The organism is Eubacteriales bacterium, assembly GCA_041390245.1.
Lineage (GTDB): Bacteria > Bacillota > Clostridia > Christensenellales > JAWKQI01 > JAWKQI01.
On sequence record JAWKQI010000004.1, the window covers coordinates 1 to 15,702 of the forward strand.

Genomic DNA, 15,702 nt, shown 5'->3' on the forward strand with positions numbered 1-15,702 from the left:
GAACTGCCTTTACTTGTAAAGCTGGACACTAACGGCCAGCTGACTGATGAACTTAAAAAGGTTTTATCTACAGGGCTTGTAGACTACGTTGCAATGGACATAAAAGCGCCAAAAGGCAAATACGAATTGGTGACAAAAGGTGCGGATGAAGAAGCCATATTTAAAAGCGCTGAATTTATTTTAAATCAAGATGTAGACTATGAATTCAGGACCACGTATATGCCTCTTTTAGACTTAGAGGATATTGAGGAAATAGCTAAGACACTTAAAGGCGCAAAGGCATATTATATACAGCAATATAGAAAGCCGCCGAATATAAAGGGCCGTATATTTCCAGAGCCTGTAAGCATTGAACTTGTTAAAAAAGCGGCAGATATAGCTAAAAAATATATACCAAATACGCAAACGAGAGGCGTTTAAAAATTTATAAAAAGCATGTAAGTTACATGCTTTTTTAATTATCATCGTTATTTGTAGTTGAGTCGTCGTCTTCGGTTGCTATGTTTGAATTATAATATGTAAAAAGCTTTTTAGTTATAGGAAACTTAACTTTACCAGATTCTGGGTTCGCATCTATCATAACCAAGACTAAGAGCCTGTCCGTACCTTCTGTTTCAAATGCAATGAACCAAGAGATTTCTCTTGTTTTGCTTGAACCTATTTCAGCCGTTCCTGTTTTCCCGGCCAATTCAAGCCCTTGTATATTAGCACTGGAGCCTGTTCCTTCGGAAATAACTTTTTTTAATATGGGAAGCAGGGTATTTATTGTACTTTGCTCCATTATACTTTCGAATGCCACATTTTTTTCTGATGTATCTGTCTTTACATATTCATCTTCTGTATATCCGCCGGTAGCCTCAACAAGTTTTGGGGCCAGCACGTCTCCTCCATTTAATAATGCCGTATACATTGCGGCTAACTGAAGCGGGGTCATTACTATTTCAGCTTGGCCATAACCCATATCTGCTAAGAGCTTCCTATTTATTTCCGTATTTTCATTTGTTATAGACGATGAGGCAACAGGCAGGTCAAAAGCAATTGCTTCATCCATGCCGGCTTTTTGCAAATAATCCACCAACTTGTCCTTGCCGAGCATTAGCATGGCGTATGCAAAGTATATGTTATCCGAATATATCATAGCATTTGTAAGGGTTGTAGGCGACCCTGGGTCTTCATACCTTTTTATAGCTGGGTAGCCCCATGTTTCAAAGCTTGGAGTCCATTTATCATCTTCAATGGTTTCGGTTTCAGGAAAAGGCGTGTCTACGGTTATTGCTCCAGCCTCAAGTGCCGCTGCTGCCGTAAAAGGTTTAATAGCACTTCCGGGAGGATATAGGCCCTGGGTTATCCTTGAGAAAAGTGGATCTGCATTTTCGTCCGAGTTAAGCGCTTCCCACGTCTCATCGCTCACGGAAAGATTAAAAATCATACTGTCGAATGAGGGATAAGATACGGCAGACAATAAACTTCCCGTGTCTGCATTAAGTGTTATAACTACGCCAGACTGGCCTTTAGAAAGGTAGTTATCTAAAAGAGCATAGGAGTATTGCTGCATATCATAATTTATGCTTAAGTATAGATCCTCGCCGTCTTTGGCATCCTTTTCGTATATTGTACGTTTATTATTGCCAAATGAATCTTTTATATATACTATTGTTCCGTTAGAACCGCTCAAAGCATCGTTAAATGCAAGCTCTATACCAGTCTTACCTACAAGACCATAAGGATCATAACCTTTTTCTATAGAGTTTTCCATATCTTCTTCGGATGGAGAGCTGGTGTAACCTATTATGTGGGCCGCTGCTTCGTGAAGGGGGTAGTACCTTATTGGTTTTAGATAAGATGTATCTATGGCGACACCTTTGATTTCTTCTATCTGGCTTATTTTATCATCGGATAACTGCCCTTCTAAGTAAGAGTAAATTTCGACAGTCTCAAGTTCCGAGTCTTTAGCTTTAGTCATTTTATTTAATATTGTAGTCTCATCAAGTGAAAGTATAGATGAAAGTTCAGAAGCTATAGCGTCTAAATCCTCAGCTACGGTTAAGTCGACATAAACGGTCGGGGCATATGAATTTCCTGCTATCGCTTTTCCGTCTGAAGAAAAGATCTCGCCACGGCTGCCTTCTATCTCGGATACGCAAACCGTATCTCCGGATTCCATATCCGGAAAGATAACGCTTTCCTCAAAATTGACATAATAACCAAAGCCGGTGCTTTTAAGACATATAGTATAATCGTTTGTAATATCACCATAGTGGTCAGTTGCATATGTTAATGTATAAGAAAGTAAGTAGTCTTCACCATCGGATTTAATAGAAGCATTTTTATATTCAACATTATTAATTGAGAGTTTATCGAATAGATCTTCATATTCTTCTACGAATTCTTCTTCTGTTGGGTATGTTGGAGAATACGGCCATATATAAGTATATGCGTTTTCAAAGTCTTTTTCTGCTATACATTTTAGAAAGGCAAAGGCGTTAACCGCTTTTGAGATAGTACAGCCAGACAGGGCAGTTGCAATAATTGTTGTTGTGATGAGGAATACAAAAAATTTCTTTAATATAGATTTCATATATCTTACTTCCTCTTTTAATATGTAATTATGATTATATTAGAAAAATACGCTTTTTTCAATATGCGGAAAACAAGCAGATTGTTCATTAGCTTAATTTAATGTCAGCATACAGGTATAATATTTATTATAATTGTGCAAAATTGTTACAAAAGAATTACAATGCGTTTGACTTTTTAAACACATTGTAATATAATAACGTTACAATTAAGGGGAATTATGTATGAAAATAGAAAAAAGAAGCATAATCATAGCGCCGAGAAAAAGAAAAAGAAAGAAGCTTCGTTTTACGAATAAAGTCGGTAGATTTTTTATTTCTATACTGTCTTTGTTTACGACAGCTTTTGTAAAGTTAACACGGTTTATAAAAGCGGCGCCTAAGCTTTTAAAATTTAATAAGAAATCTAAAAATCCTAACTCAGTTAAAAATAAAAATACGGAAATATATTTAGGAAGAACATCTCATAGAAAAAAGCCAGATTTATTCAAGCGTTTTAACAATTTTATCATAAGGAATAAATTAACAGTTATAATAGCATCTGCCGGTTGCGCTTGCATATTAATTGGTATTTTTATTGTTCCGCTTTTCTTTAATGCGACTAACGAATCTGTAAATGCGGAAAATTCATCTGCTTATAACGATACAGCAGAAAATAATGAAAACAGCGAAGCCAAGTATGTATTTACAAACGTAACTTCAGCAGGAGAGATAGAAGAATTAAAGCCACTAATGACAATCACGGTCACAAAGGGCGACGAGGAACAAACGGTTTATATGCGCGAAGGTACGGTTATAGATGCCTTAGCTATGGCCAGGGTCACATATGATTCAGACGATGAAGTAGCCCCTAAAGGAAATGTCGAGTTAACCGATGGGTTAAATATCGTTGTAGTTGATATTGAGATTGAAACGACGGTTAAGACAGAGGCTATTGAATATAAAACTGTAGAGAAGAAAGACTCTTCGCTTGTTAGCGGCAAAAGCGTAGTAACACAAAAAGGCGTTAAAGGTGAAAAAGAATTAACTTACAGGACAGTGTATAGAAACGGCGTAAAATCTACTACAAAATTGGTTTCTGAAGAAGTCACTAAGAATCCTGTCACAAAGATAGTAAATATCGGTACAGCATCTCAATACAGCAACTCCGATATTATAATTCTGGCAAAGCTTATATATGCAGAGGCAGGCGGAGAGAGCGACGCAGGGCAAATAGCTGTTGGTTCTGTTGTATTAAACAGAATAGCTAGTTCTAAATATCCAAATACAATGTCTGGTGTGGTTAATCAGTCCGGCCAGTTTGCAAGCCTTGGCAGTTATAGTTCTAGGAGCTTAAACAATGCCAGAAAAGTATGTTCCGGAGGTAAGTCCTTACCAAGTAACGTAATGTATTTCAGGCCGTCTAGATTGGGGACTTCTTGGGGATCAAGAACATTTTATAAAACGATAGATAATCACAATTTCTTTAAATAATTAAATTAGATATAATTTTTATATTAAAAAACCGCTTGCAAGCGGTTTTTTAATATATATAATATATATAATATTAGATTAAAGAAGAAAGACGGTAACACATGAAAGTTTATTCGCCAAAAGTCGTAAATGAATTGCTAAAAAGATATTCTCTTTCGCCGCAAAAGAGATTTTCGCAAAATTTTTTGGTAGATGAAAATACTCTAGTAAAAATAGCAAATGCTGCTCCTTTAAATAGCTATATCATTGAGATAGGCCCTGGGCTAGGCGCACTGACGCTTTTACTGGCAAAGAGATCAAAAAAAGTATTGGCCTATGAAATAGACAGAGGGCTTTTTGAAGCACTTCATATGATACTTGAAAACGAAAACAACGTTTTTGTTAAAAATGAAGATGCCCTAAAAGCAGACTTTTTGGCAGATGCTAAGGAGCATTTTGGAGATAATGATTTCTTTGTGGTAGCTAATTTGCCATATAATATTACTACACCGATAATAATGCGGTTCTTAGAGGAAAACTTGCCTGTTAGCGGCATGGTTTTAATGATGCAAAAAGAAGTTGCCCAAAGAATATGTAATGAAGGAGATAAAAGCGCTCTTACAATTGCAGTTTCTTTTTATAGTAAAGCGCATATACTATTTAATGTTTCAAAGAATTCTTTTTTACCTAAGCCAGAAGTAGACTCCTCTGTTGTTAACTTCGATATAGTGAACAGAGAGTTTGAGTTTAAAAAGGAATTTTTTGAAATTACGCGTGCTTTGTTCGCAATGAAGAGAAAAACTGTGGAGAATAATTTTGCTTCGGCGTTTAGAGTAAAAAAAGACGTTGCATCAACGTTTTTTAAAGATTTGGATTTAAATCCTTCATATAGGGCACAGCAGTTCTCCACAGAAGATTTTTTAAAAATGGCTAAAAATTTAAAAAACTTTTTAAAAAATTATTAATTTAGGCAGGAAAACAGGATTATATGTTGAATACTATAAAGTGGGGAACTTTGGAGGCAATGTAAGTGCTGCATAAAAAAATATGATTTTTGCAGTATTTTAAATAAAATTATTCAAATTTATAAGGAGGAAAATTATGTATCCATTGGGAAAAAGCGGGATATTGAACCCCAAAAATGTATATTACAATTTAAATGCTCCAGAGCTTTACGAAGAAGCACTTAAGAGGGATGAGGGAATATTGATGGAAAACGGTGCGCTATTATTAAATACCTCACCATATACCGGACGTTCACCTAACGATCGTTTTACCATTGAAGTCGGCAAAGCTAAAGAACTGGTAAGCTGGGGCGGCGCCAATAAGGCTGCTTCGCTTGAAGTGTACAATAAAGTATTTAATAAAATAAAAAAGTATTTAGAAAATAAAGACGTTTTTGTATGCGATGCTTTCGCTGGAGCAGATAAGAATAACAGGATCAAGGTACGCTGCATAAATGAACTGGCTGCTCAAAATTTAGTTATGAGGACTATGCTTATAAGGCCGGAATCAGAGGAGGAACTTGCCGGATACGTTCCTGATTTTACACTTATTTGTGCACCTGGAGTAAAGTGTGTTCCTGAAGAAGATGGAACATATTCCGAAGCTGCCATTTTAGTTAACTTTGAAGAAAAAACTGTATTGATCGCAGGTTCTAAATATGCTGGCGAAATGAAAAAGGGCATCTTTTATGTAATGAACTACATACTTCCACAGCAAGATGTTTTCCCAATGCATTGCTCCGCAAACGTTGGTAAAGACGGTGACGTTGCATTGTTCTTTGGGCTTTCCGGCACAGGAAAGACAACTCTTAGCGCAGATACAAACAGAAGCCTCATCGGAGACGACGAACATGGCTGGTCTTCAAATGGTATATTTAACTTTGAAGGCGGATGCTATGCCAAGTGTATCAAATTAAGCGAAGAAACAGAACCTGAAATTTATAGAGCAATTAAATTTGGAAGTATAGCCGAAAATATAGTTGTAGACAAAAACAGGGTTCCTGATTATGACGATGCGAGCATCACAGAGAATTCACGTGTTGCATATCCATTGTCTTATATCCCTAATGCGCTAATACCAAGTGTAGCAGGGCATCCAAAGACAGTCATATTTTTAACTGCAGATGCATTCGGTGTTTTGCCTCCGGTGGCAAAACTTACTAAAGAAGCTGCGATGTATCACTTCGTGTCAGGATATACGAGCAAACTGGCAGGTACAGAAAGAGGTATAACGGAGCCTTCTCCTACATTCTCAACTTGCTTTGGCGGGCCTTTTTTACCGTTACATCCAAGCATATATGCAGAACAGTTAGGTAAGAAAATAGAGCAGTTTAATTCTAATGTATATCTTATAAACACTGGCTGGTCCGGTGGCCCGTATGGAGTTGGCAAGAGAATGAGCATAAAGGTAACAAGAGCTATAGTCACAGCTGCACTTACAGGGCAGCTTGAAAAGAGCGAGTTTGTGTTAGACCCTATATTTAACATACTTGTTCCAAAAACTTGCCCTAATGTATCTTCTGAAATCCTTATCCCGAAAAATACATGGGCAGATAAAGAAGCATATGAAAAGCAGGCTAAAAAACTTGCAGGTAACTTTATTAAAAACTTTGAAACTAAGTACAGCCATATGCCGCAGAATATAATTGACGCAGGCCCCAAGGCTTAAAAATTAAAAATAAAAAAAGATTCGCATAAATTTCGTGCGAATCTTTTTTTTATTTGCATATAAATTAATTTAGAGGGGAAGTATTAAAAAAATGGAGATCTCACGGTGTATGAGAAGGATAATAGAATTAAAGGGTAAGAGCGGAGAAAAAGGTATATTAAAATTGATAGACCAGCCAGAGGGTATGCAATGCCAGCTTATAACAGAAATCCCAGACAACAAAACACTTTATCTAAAAAACAGTGCCGGAGTAGTATGTCTTAACATAAAAGACAGCTACATGCTTACAAATTCCAGTGCAGACGACATAAAATCAGTTGCCGTAGTATGCAGGGAAAGTATATGTTTAACGGGAGGAGAGAATTTAGATTGGAATAGTATCATAATAAAGCCGCCTAAAGAGGAACCGGATAAAAAGGCTTTTAAATTAGATGAGGCTAAAGAATTTACAAAAAAAGAAGAACAAAAAGAAAAGTTAAAGACCGAAGCAAAGAAAGAGAAACTGGTTAATAATGATATGCTTTTAAATATGCTCCCGCACCTCTTAAAAAATGGAGAACAGGGCAATCAAGATATGTCTAAACTTTTTTCTATGATGCAAATGCTAAATGGAAATAACAATATGGATACGGGAATGCTTGAAAAGATGATGGCCCTAATGTCAAACGATTCTTCAAAAAATCATACTGAAGAGACCGTCATTGATGAGGCAGTTAAAGATAACAATATACCAAATACGGTTGGGAAAGAGACCTTAAAAAAAGAGGATAATAAAATAAATGCGGAAAAAAAATTAAGTGAGGGAAATTTTGATGAAGCAAAATCAAACGGGGGCAAATTAAGTGAAGAAAATCTCAGTGTAGAACAGGAAGATATTAAGGATAACGGGGAAAAAAATAAGGAAGCAGACGAGGGAAAAGAGAATAAAGGTTTAAATCAAGAATCTGGTAATGAGAATAAAAATAAAGAAAAAGCCGAAATATTAGAAGAACTCGAAGAAGCAGATTATTGTGATTTAAACATGTTTGAATGGAATAAAGTAGATTATCCGTTCCCGCAGACAGGCCATTACATAAGTGGGAGTGCCATAATTAACGGCCTAAAGGCGTACGCAACGGGAATACCGGGGGAGTTTTCGTTTAAGCCTCCACCGTGGCAGGGGGAGTTTACACGGTTTTTTAATTACTTAGGGCAGGGATACTGGGTAAAAGTGGTTATGCAAAAGGGAAACGGATAGCGTATTTACTACTTTAGTCCCGCTAAAAAATCATCTTTATCGGAAACGAGATGGATGATATTGGTTAATATATCGGCATATGTATATGAAAAGCGCCTGTTAATGTTATTATCAGAAACGTATATGGTAAATATATCCGGATATACTCCGTCTATTATACCGGTTTGTTTTTGATATCCACGTCTACCGTTTTTAGATAAAAAAACGACCCTACTTCCATTTTTTTTAAAAATGTAGCGCTTTATTTGGTCCAGTGAGTTTTTTTCCATTTTTACCAATTTTTTAACCTCTTTAAAATAAGTATCTCCATAAAAATGGTTTTTATACCCATAAAAAAAGAATAAATATTCATGTTAAATTTATTAATATTTAAATAGAATTAAAATTGTAATAAAAATTTAAAATGTAAATTATAAGTAAAACATTTTGTAAATGCATATAAAAATGAATAAGAATGAATAAAGTTAGTCACATTATCCACAGGTATTTCCACTAAACGGCTATAAATAAGGGATTCATGTGAAAATTCCTGTGGATAAAAAACTGGATTTAATATTTTATTTGTATATACATGAAATGTATATAAATAAGCGGTGCATATGATTTTTTATCGCAAATATTAAAAAAATGAATATTTATACATATAAAAATCAGTTGCTTATATCCATCGCAATTTTATCTGCAATTAACGCAATAAACTCTCCGTTTGTAGGTTTATCGTTCTTTTCATATATATTGTACCCGAAGATATCATTTAAATGTTCAAGGCGGCCTCTGGCCCAGGCAACCTCGATAGCGTGACGAATGGCACGCTCTACTTTACTTGCAGAGGTATCAAAATTTTGTGCAATTCCCGGGTACAGCTGTTTGGTTATTGAATTTATGATGTCTGGAGTTTTAACAACTATCTTAACAGCTTCTCTCAAAAATTGGTATCCCTTGATATGTGCGGGTATACCAATACTTAAAAAGATGCTGGTTATTCTCTCGTCTAATGATTTGCTTTTAACAGTTGGAAGCATCTGGTCAGTTTCATACATAACATTAGATAAAGAAAACATATCTAGGAGGCGCTTGTATAAAGTCTCTGCGTTCATAGGTTTAGCAAAGAAATATTTTGCTCCATGATTAACAGTATTTGTTATAACAGACTCATTAAATAACGAAGATAAAACTATACTCATAGGTTTTGTCTCCACATCCATTTTTCTTATTGCATCTAAAAGAGCAATGCCATCATTTTCAGGCATAATCAAATCTAATATGATTGCATCGTACTTGTCACGCTGTAATTTGATTAATGCCTCGCCCACACTTAATGCCATATCTGTTTTACCGATATGATCTTTGGTGCAAAGATAATTTTTGAGAAGTTGGGACTGTTGTTCGTTGTCGTCTACCAATAAAATATTCAAATTTTCCGACATTTTTAAGAGTACCTACCTTTCTAAAATGATTAATAACGGCAAAGCTTTTTTGGGGCTTTACTAGAATCTTTTTATATATTAAATATAACACATATAATTAAGAAAATCAACAAAATATAGTAAATTTTTAAAAAAAATAATGATAATTGATAATATTTTTTAAAATTGACATTTTATGAGCTAATATAACTTTTTTTAGATATATTTAGACATTTTATGCACCTTTTTCGACAATAAACGCGCATTAATAAAAGGCTTGATTCAATGATATATAAAAGGCTTATTTTAATAGTATAAAAAGTGAAATTATTCGATAAAATAAGCTAAAAAATTTATTGAAAATGATAGTAAAAATTGGTACTTATAAGAGGAGCTAAAAAGGGTATATTAAAAGCGTAAGGAAAATGCAGGGCTTATTTGCTACTGCAGTTCTTAAAAATAGCAGCCGTAGATTTTATTGCATATAGGTATGCAAATAATCCGTTTGGGCGAGCATTTGTAAATTTATTTTATTTTTGTATCGGGTTAACCCTATACAATTAAAAATGCTTTAAGCTATTAAGATCTGAAGATGATAGCTTTTCAAAAAAGCGATAAACATTTTTGTTTAATAGATCATCTGTTTAATTAAGATACATGAGGACTCTGGTCTTTAAAGCTCTAATTTTTCCTTACACTTAAAAAACGAAGCACGTTTAAGCTTCGTTTTTTAAGTTTTGTCAATTTTATATGTTATCTTTTTGCGAAGAGCAAAAGTTTTTGCCCGGAAGACAAGGTGCTGTTTTCTTCTATTTCCGGATTATATGAAACTATACTTTTTGTATCTATTAAGAATCTCTTAGATACATCCCAGAGAGTTTCCCCTTCGTCTGCAAAGTATACTATCAACCCGCTGGTTTTAACAGGAGGCTGGTTTAGATCCGTAAGGTTTGTTAAAACCGGGAAAGATTGGTCTAAGAAGAAGTATGCGTCTATCACTATAAGGGATGAGACATTTATATCCCGGCCGCTTCCTTCGGTTTGTACATTTTTTACAATAGCTACGGCAAGAGAATTGTGTTTACCGGTAAGCCCAGGAGCTGAGACTTCTACTTGGAAAGGTTTTTCCATAACCTTTGAAACCATACCTTCTTCTGTAGTATAGCAGACGTTATATAATATAATACCTTCTACATGAAGTATATCGTTGCCGCATACAGTTTTTGATACTATGGCTTTACCGGATGAACAGATTATTCGTACGGCTCTGGGGCTGCCAACTGAAAGTGTATCGCGGATAAGCGTAGTTTCGGCTAGATGGTTTATTAAGGAACATGCATTCATAGTTTTTACTTCTTCTTCAAGCATAGTCTTAGTTGAATATGCCGCAGTTAAAACAGGCATGGAGACCATATTCAATGGCATCATGGTTATGGTTAATTCCGCGGTTATGCGAATAATGTCTTGTTCCTCATCTACAACGGTAACATCTATTTTATCTATTGAAACCCTGCTAAACATATGAGAAGGTTTTTGCATTGAAGGCATGGGGAGCATTTCGCCAATAGACAGCATTTGGCTTGTAGTACTTAACGGCGCCTCTTCTTCTTGGGTTATATACAAGATATTTATGCTCAATTCACCTTCGACAGCAGCCCGGTCATCCTCGGGTTTCATTGTGGTGATGGAAGGGAAACCATACGCAAATGCAACTTTTTTAATTGGCGGGAGCGTTTGAGGAAGCCGTTTTTCCTCTGTTATTGTCGTATGATGCCTCTCGATTTTGCCAATACAGCTCATCGTTACATTATTGTGCTTTGCCTGTATATCTGGAGTCTCTTCAACCATATCTACCATTTGATCTGTAAAGCATAGTGCGTCTATATCCACAACCCCGGTAACACTTACGTTCCTCTCATTTTTCACGTGGTTTTCTGTCTCAGTCAAAGAGACGTTTATATTTACATTGGTCTTTGGGGTAACTCCAAGAGCATCCATAGAATGCCTAAAAGAAGACATGCTCTTTTGGCAATCCACCTCGCCATTTATATCTCTATATATGATAGAGTAGTGTATTACGCCATCTAATATTATACGGTTTTCAAGTGTTTCAACTCCAGCCAGGCTTGCATAACCATCTGCAAACAGCACTTCGGACAAATCGTTTTGATCAGATGACAGTGATATTACACCATCGAATAGCGCCTGTGAGGACACATTTAAAACAGGCTGCTGAACGGTTAGTGGCTTATGTTTTATGTCCATAAACTTACCCCTCCTTCAAGGATTTAAATTCTTATTTTCCTATAAATATTTATATAGAAATTTTTTCGCAGTTATTACCATTTTATATAGTATTTAATAAAAAAATATGATAAGGGCTTGTTTTAAGATCAAGCCGTATAAATTAAAGTAAGAAAAAATCTAATTAAAGGGTTATGAAACATAAGTATGCTATAATATGCCGATATATAATCTTAAAACTAGTTGATTTTTAAATTAACCGGTTAAAATAGGGTGTATTTGAGAAAAATAAGTTGACACTTAACATAAAGTTAATTATAATATTTTGTGCATGTTGTTGCCATTAGCCCCGGGAACAACATATATAAAACAGTAAAAATTGCTTTACTTCAAGGGAGGATAAGCCTTATGAAAACATATATGGCGTCCGCTAATACTGTTAAAAAAGAATGGTATGTTGTTGATGCTGAAGGAAAAGTCTTTGGCCGGTTAGCCAGCCAGGTCGCAAGTATCCTAAGAGGTAAAAATAAACCGGAGTATACTCCATTTGTAGATACAGGCGATTATGTCATCATAGTCAATGCCGACAAGGTTGTTTTTACCGGTAAAAAATTGGATCAAAAAGTATATTACAGCCACTCTGGTTATGTGGGTGGTTTAAAAGAGACAAAGTATAGAAAGCTTATGGAAGAAAAACCGGAATTTGCACTCTATGAAGCAATCCGCCGTATGCTTCCTAAGAATTCGCTCGGAAGAAAGATGCTTAAAAAAGTCCATATATATAGAGGACCTGAACATGAGCATCAGGCGCAGTGCCCAAAGGCACTCGAAATCAATTAAGGAGGGTAAGATAAAATGGGAGAAAATTGTTATCTTGGAACCGGCAGAAGAAAAAGCTCCGTTGCACGCGTTCGTTTAGTTCCCTCCGATAAGGGCAAGATCGTTATAAATAAGCGTGATATAGAAGATTATTTCTGCTTAGAAACACTTAAGATGATAGTCCGCTCGCCGCTAAAGGCTGCCGAATGTGAAGGAACATACGATGTGTTCGTAAACGTTTACGGTGGTGGCATAACAGGCCAGGCAGGAGCTATCCGACACGGAATATCCCGTGCGCTGGTTGCCGCTAACGCGGACAATAGGCCAGTTCTTAAAAAGTCCGGGTTCTTAACCCGTGACCCGAGAATGAAAGAGAGAAAGAAATACGGCTTAAAAGCCGCAAGACGTGCTCCTCAGTTCTCAAAGAGATAATTTTAATAATTATTATTTTAAAAAGCTTACAGATATCTGTAAGCTTTTTTTATTTCATTTCATGGGTTTTCCTGATATAATAAATGAATAAAATTTACGTTTTGAGGTTAAAAATGCAGATCGATATAATGAAGGCTTCAAAAAGCTTTGGCAGTATAAAAGTGCTAAATGAAATATCACTAAAAGTTTTCAGCGGTGAAATATTATGCCTTTTAGGTCCGTCAGGTGCCGGGAAGACAACGCTAATCAGGCTTATTACCGGCGCAATCAATTTAGATTCTGGCAGTATAAAGGTAGATGACATAAAAGTGCCTTCAATATCACTTTATAAATATATGGGATATATGCCGCAAAGTGATGCGCTATACTATGATATATCCGGCCAGGATAATCTTTTGTTTTTTGGGGGCCTATATAACATAAAGGGCAAGGTATTGAAAGATAGGGTTAATACGATACTTAAATCTTTAGATCTTTATAAAGATAAAGACAGGCTAGTATCTACTTATTCCGGAGGCATGAGAAAACGTCTTTCGCTCGCAGTTGCCCTTTTGCACAATCCTAAATATCTGCTGCTCGATGAGCCGACTGCGGGAATAGACCCGGTATTGCGTAAATCCATATGGGATTACTTTTATAGGCTTAGGGATCAGGGCGTTGCAATAGTCGTTACTACACACATAATAGATGAGGCTTTAAAATGTGATCATGTAGCGCTTATCTATAACGGAAAATTGATTTTTAATGACACGACAAAAAACGTTATTGAAAAGACGCCTAATGGCGATATAGAACAACTTTTTTTTATGTCAGAGGATAAGCAATTATGATAAGTATAGTAAGCCGCATTTTAAAACAAATATTTAACGATAAGCGTTCCCTTTTTCTTATGGTGTTTGTACCGATATTTTTGCTGACTCTTCTTTACTTTATTCTTGGAAAAAGCGGATATGTTCCAAAAGTAGCTACAGTCAACTTATCTCCTAATTTGGTTGCAGTTTTACAGGAAGAAGATGGAATAACTTTAACAGAAAAAGATTCTGACGAAAGCGATGTAGATTATATAAAAAGCGGGAAAGCAGATGCTGTTATATCCGAGGATACAAGCGGAATAAATGTAGTGATGCTTGAAGTTGATACTGTAAAAACTACGGAGGTAAATGAAGCCTTGAAAGAAGCGATCGCCTCTTTCAATCCGAATTTCAGCATTAACATGTCTTTTGTATACGGCGATGTAGATGAAAGCACATTTAATAGTATTGGATACCTGATTATAGGAATACTTTCATTTTTTATAATATTTATTTTTTCTGGCATATCCTTTGTCAGAGAAAGGACTTCAGGAACAGTTGAACGCCTGATGCTGACGCCTGTTAAGACGGTTTCGGTCGTTATGGGATATATATGCGGTTTTGGAATCTTTGCGGTAATACAAAGCGTTCTTTTGATAGTGTTTTCAAAATTCGTTTTAGATATGCCTTTTAGCGGCGAATGGTGGATTGCATCGATAATAATGCTTTTAACAGCGGTTATTGCTGTTATGTTTGGCATACTCGTTTCAGCTATTTCTAAAAACGAATTTCAGGTCATGCAGTTTATACCTGTTATCATAGTGCCGCAGTTCTTTTTTACGGGAATAATATCAATTGATACAATGCCGCTTTATTTATCATATATTGCAAAAATCATGCCGCTTTATTACTGTAGCATGGGGCTTAAAAAGGTACTGGTTTACGGCGATGGTATAGGGAATGTCTTGCCATTTATAATTGCCTTGGGCGTATTTATTTTAATTCTGTTTATCGTAAATATTCTTGCTGTAAGGCGTTATAGGGCGCGTTAACAAGAAAAATTCTTTAAAATCTTTCTAGCACTTCTCTTTTTTTATTCTCATATTTAGGGTATACTGTAAGAAAAAGACTGCGAGGTAAAACTATGCTTGATATTATTATTGCCGGTGCAGGGCCGGCAGGGCTGACAAGTGCCATATACGCTGCGCGTGCCGGATTAAAAGTAGTTGTTATTGAGCGCGCTTTTCCGGGAGGGCAGGCAGGGAAGACTCATTTTATAGAGAACTATCCTGGCTTTGAAAATGGTATAACGGGCTTTGATTTTGCAATGTCTTTGACAAACCAGGCCCAGAAATTCGGAGTTAATATAACTTATGAGGAAATAGAATCTTTTGACCTTTTAGGCAAAGAAAAAATAGTAAAAACGGCTGAAAATGAATATAAGGCAAAAGCGATTATACTGGCTATGGGTGCAAGCCCAAGAACGCTGGGGCTGCCGGGGGAAAAAGAGCTTACCGGTAAAGGTGTCTCTTATTGTGCCACATGCGACGGGGCTTTTTTCAAAGGCCAAAAAGTTGCAGTAATCGGCGGAGGGGATACTGCCGGAGAAGATGCAATGTATCTATCTACAATATGTGATACTGTTTACTTAGTGCACAGGAGAGATGAGTACAGGATGCAGTACCATCTTTCAAAGAAGATATCTGAGAAGCAAAATATAGTTCCTGTTTTATCATCTATCCCGTTATCCTTTGAAGGCGAGGATAAACTTAAAGGGTTAGTTGTAGAAAACGTTAAGGATAAAAAGACTACAACACTTGAGCTGTCCGGTGCATTCGTTGCAGTTGGGGTGGCACCTATAAGCGATAAGATAAAAGACCAGGTTGAGCTTGAAAAGGGATACATAATAGCAGATCAGAACATGAGCACAAACGTACCCGGAGTGTTCGCAGCAGGTGATATAGTTAAAAAACCTCTGCGGCAGATTGTAACAGCGGTGTCTGACGGCGCAATTGCGGTTTATTCTGCAACGAATTATATTATGGAAAATTTTTAAAGCAAAACATAGGTAA

General features: G+C 36.1%; 14 protein-coding genes. 10 read left to right on the forward strand and 4 right to left on the reverse strand.

Annotated elements, in window-relative coordinates; translation table 11 throughout:
* Window positions 1-420 (forward strand): anaerobic ribonucleoside-triphosphate reductase activating protein (locus tag R2876_05520; GenBank protein ID MEZ4358069.1); only part of this gene is annotated, 420 nt, incomplete at its 5' end.
* Window positions 421-454: 34 nt separating this feature from the next.
* Here the strand turns inward: R2876_05520 and R2876_05525 are convergent.
* Window positions 455-2,578: a penicillin-binding protein 2 gene (locus tag R2876_05525; protein MEZ4358070.1), complete on the reverse strand. Its 2,124-nt coding sequence runs from the start codon at window positions 2,576-2,578 to the stop codon at window positions 455-457.
* 223 nt (window positions 2,579-2,801) lie between these two features.
* On the opposite strand from R2876_05525, the gene R2876_05530 reads away from it, so the two are divergent.
* The 4 genes from R2876_05530 to R2876_05545 all read left to right on the forward strand — a co-directional run bounded on the left by R2876_05530 (window position 2,802) and on the right by R2876_05545 (window position 7,938).
* Window positions 2,802-4,049 (forward strand): G5 domain-containing protein, encoded by a 1,248-nt coding sequence (locus tag R2876_05530; GenBank protein ID MEZ4358071.1) that lies wholly within the window; start codon window positions 2,802-2,804, stop codon window positions 4,047-4,049.
* 101 nt (window positions 4,050-4,150) lie between these two features.
* Window positions 4,151-4,993: a 16S rRNA (adenine(1518)-N(6)/adenine(1519)-N(6))-dimethyltransferase RsmA gene (gene rsmA / locus R2876_05535; protein ID MEZ4358072.1), complete on the forward strand. Its 843-nt coding sequence runs from the start codon at window positions 4,151-4,153 to the stop codon at window positions 4,991-4,993.
* Window positions 4,994-5,129: 136 nt separating this feature from the next.
* Entirely contained in the window at window positions 5,130-6,701 is a 1,572-nt protein-coding gene (pckA, locus tag R2876_05540) for a phosphoenolpyruvate carboxykinase (ATP) (protein ID MEZ4358073.1), read from the forward strand.
* A 91-nt stretch (window positions 6,702-6,792) separates the two neighbouring features.
* Window positions 6,793-7,938 (forward strand): hypothetical protein, encoded by a 1,146-nt coding sequence (locus R2876_05545; GenBank protein ID MEZ4358074.1) that lies wholly within the window; start codon window positions 6,793-6,795, stop codon window positions 7,936-7,938.
* Window positions 7,939-7,946: 8 nt separating this feature from the next.
* On the opposite strand, the gene R2876_05550 is transcribed toward R2876_05545, so the two are convergent.
* The 3 genes from R2876_05550 to R2876_05560 all read right to left on the reverse strand — a co-directional run bounded on the left by R2876_05550 (window position 7,947) and on the right by R2876_05560 (window position 11,609).
* Window positions 7,947-8,207 (reverse strand): Veg family protein, encoded by a 261-nt coding sequence (locus R2876_05550; GenBank protein ID MEZ4358075.1) that lies wholly within the window; start codon window positions 8,205-8,207, stop codon window positions 7,947-7,949.
* A gap of 381 nt (window positions 8,208-8,588) precedes the next feature.
* The gene (gene spo0A, locus R2876_05555; GenBank protein ID MEZ4358076.1) at window positions 8,589-9,365 is read right to left on the reverse strand and encodes a sporulation transcription factor Spo0A; all 777 of its coding nucleotides are present in this window, start codon (window positions 9,363-9,365) and stop codon (window positions 8,589-8,591) included.
* 732 nt (window positions 9,366-10,097) lie between these two features.
* Complete coding sequence (locus R2876_05560) at window positions 10,098-11,609, reverse strand: DUF3794 domain-containing protein (protein ID MEZ4358077.1); 1,512 nt, start codon at window positions 11,607-11,609, stop codon at window positions 10,098-10,100.
* A gap of 387 nt (window positions 11,610-11,996) precedes the next feature.
* Between R2876_05560 and rplM the strand changes: the two genes are divergently transcribed.
* The 5 genes from rplM to trxB all read left to right on the forward strand — a co-directional run bounded on the left by rplM (window position 11,997) and on the right by trxB (window position 15,686).
* Window positions 11,997-12,428 (forward strand): 50S ribosomal protein L13, encoded by a 432-nt coding sequence (gene rplM / locus R2876_05565; protein ID MEZ4358078.1) that lies wholly within the window; start codon window positions 11,997-11,999, stop codon window positions 12,426-12,428.
* A 15-nt stretch (window positions 12,429-12,443) separates the two neighbouring features.
* Window positions 12,444-12,839 (forward strand): 30S ribosomal protein S9, encoded by a 396-nt coding sequence (rpsI, locus tag R2876_05570; protein ID MEZ4358079.1) that lies wholly within the window; start codon window positions 12,444-12,446, stop codon window positions 12,837-12,839.
* 113 nt (window positions 12,840-12,952) lie between these two features.
* On the forward strand, window positions 12,953-13,669 hold the full coding sequence (locus tag R2876_05575; GenBank protein ID MEZ4358080.1) for an ABC transporter ATP-binding protein: 717 nt from the start codon (window positions 12,953-12,955) through the stop codon (window positions 13,667-13,669).
* Window positions 13,666-14,682 carry an ABC transporter permease gene (locus tag R2876_05580; GenBank protein MEZ4358081.1) on the forward strand — a complete coding sequence of 339 codons (1,017 nt, stop codon included), beginning with the start codon at window positions 13,666-13,668 and terminating at the stop codon, window positions 14,680-14,682. Before R2876_05575 ends, R2876_05580 begins: the two co-directional genes overlap by 4 nt.
* A gap of 92 nt (window positions 14,683-14,774) precedes the next feature.
* Window positions 14,775-15,686, forward strand: a complete 912-nt coding sequence (gene trxB, locus R2876_05585; protein ID MEZ4358082.1) for a thioredoxin-disulfide reductase — start codon at window positions 14,775-14,777, stop codon at window positions 15,684-15,686.
* Window positions 15,687-15,702 lie beyond the last annotated feature (16 nt).

Excerpts from the sequence above, each read along its gene's own strand:
- R2876_05525 (MEZ4358070.1), bottom strand. The coding sequence starts at position 2,578 with ATGAAATCTATATTAAAGAAATTTTTTGTATTCCTCATCACAACAACA.
- R2876_05530 (MEZ4358071.1), top strand. The coding sequence starts at position 2,802 with ATGAAAATAGAAAAAAGAAGCATAATCATAGCGCCGAGAAAAAGAAAA.
- rsmA (MEZ4358072.1), top strand. The coding sequence starts at position 4,151 with ATGAAAGTTTATTCGCCAAAAGTCGTAAATGAATTGCTAAAAAGATAT.
- pckA (MEZ4358073.1), top strand. The coding sequence starts at position 5,130 with ATGTATCCATTGGGAAAAAGCGGGATATTGAACCCCAAAAATGTATAT.
- R2876_05545 (MEZ4358074.1), top strand. The coding sequence starts at position 6,793 with ATGGAGATCTCACGGTGTATGAGAAGGATAATAGAATTAAAGGGTAAG.
- R2876_05550 (MEZ4358075.1), bottom strand. The coding sequence starts at position 8,207 with ATGGAAAAAAACTCACTGGACCAAATAAAGCGCTACATTTTTAAAAAA.
- spo0A (MEZ4358076.1), bottom strand. The coding sequence starts at position 9,365 with ATGTCGGAAAATTTGAATATTTTATTGGTAGACGACAACGAACAACAG.
- R2876_05560 (MEZ4358077.1), bottom strand. The coding sequence starts at position 11,609 with ATGGACATAAAACATAAGCCACTAACCGTTCAGCAGCCTGTTTTAAAT.
- rplM (MEZ4358078.1), top strand. The coding sequence starts at position 11,997 with ATGAAAACATATATGGCGTCCGCTAATACTGTTAAAAAAGAATGGTAT.
- rpsI (MEZ4358079.1), top strand. The coding sequence starts at position 12,444 with ATGGGAGAAAATTGTTATCTTGGAACCGGCAGAAGAAAAAGCTCCGTT.
- R2876_05575 (MEZ4358080.1), top strand. The coding sequence starts at position 12,953 with ATGCAGATCGATATAATGAAGGCTTCAAAAAGCTTTGGCAGTATAAAA.
- R2876_05580 (MEZ4358081.1), top strand. The coding sequence starts at position 13,666 with ATGATAAGTATAGTAAGCCGCATTTTAAAACAAATATTTAACGATAAG.
- trxB (MEZ4358082.1), top strand. The coding sequence starts at position 14,775 with ATGCTTGATATTATTATTGCCGGTGCAGGGCCGGCAGGGCTGACAAGT.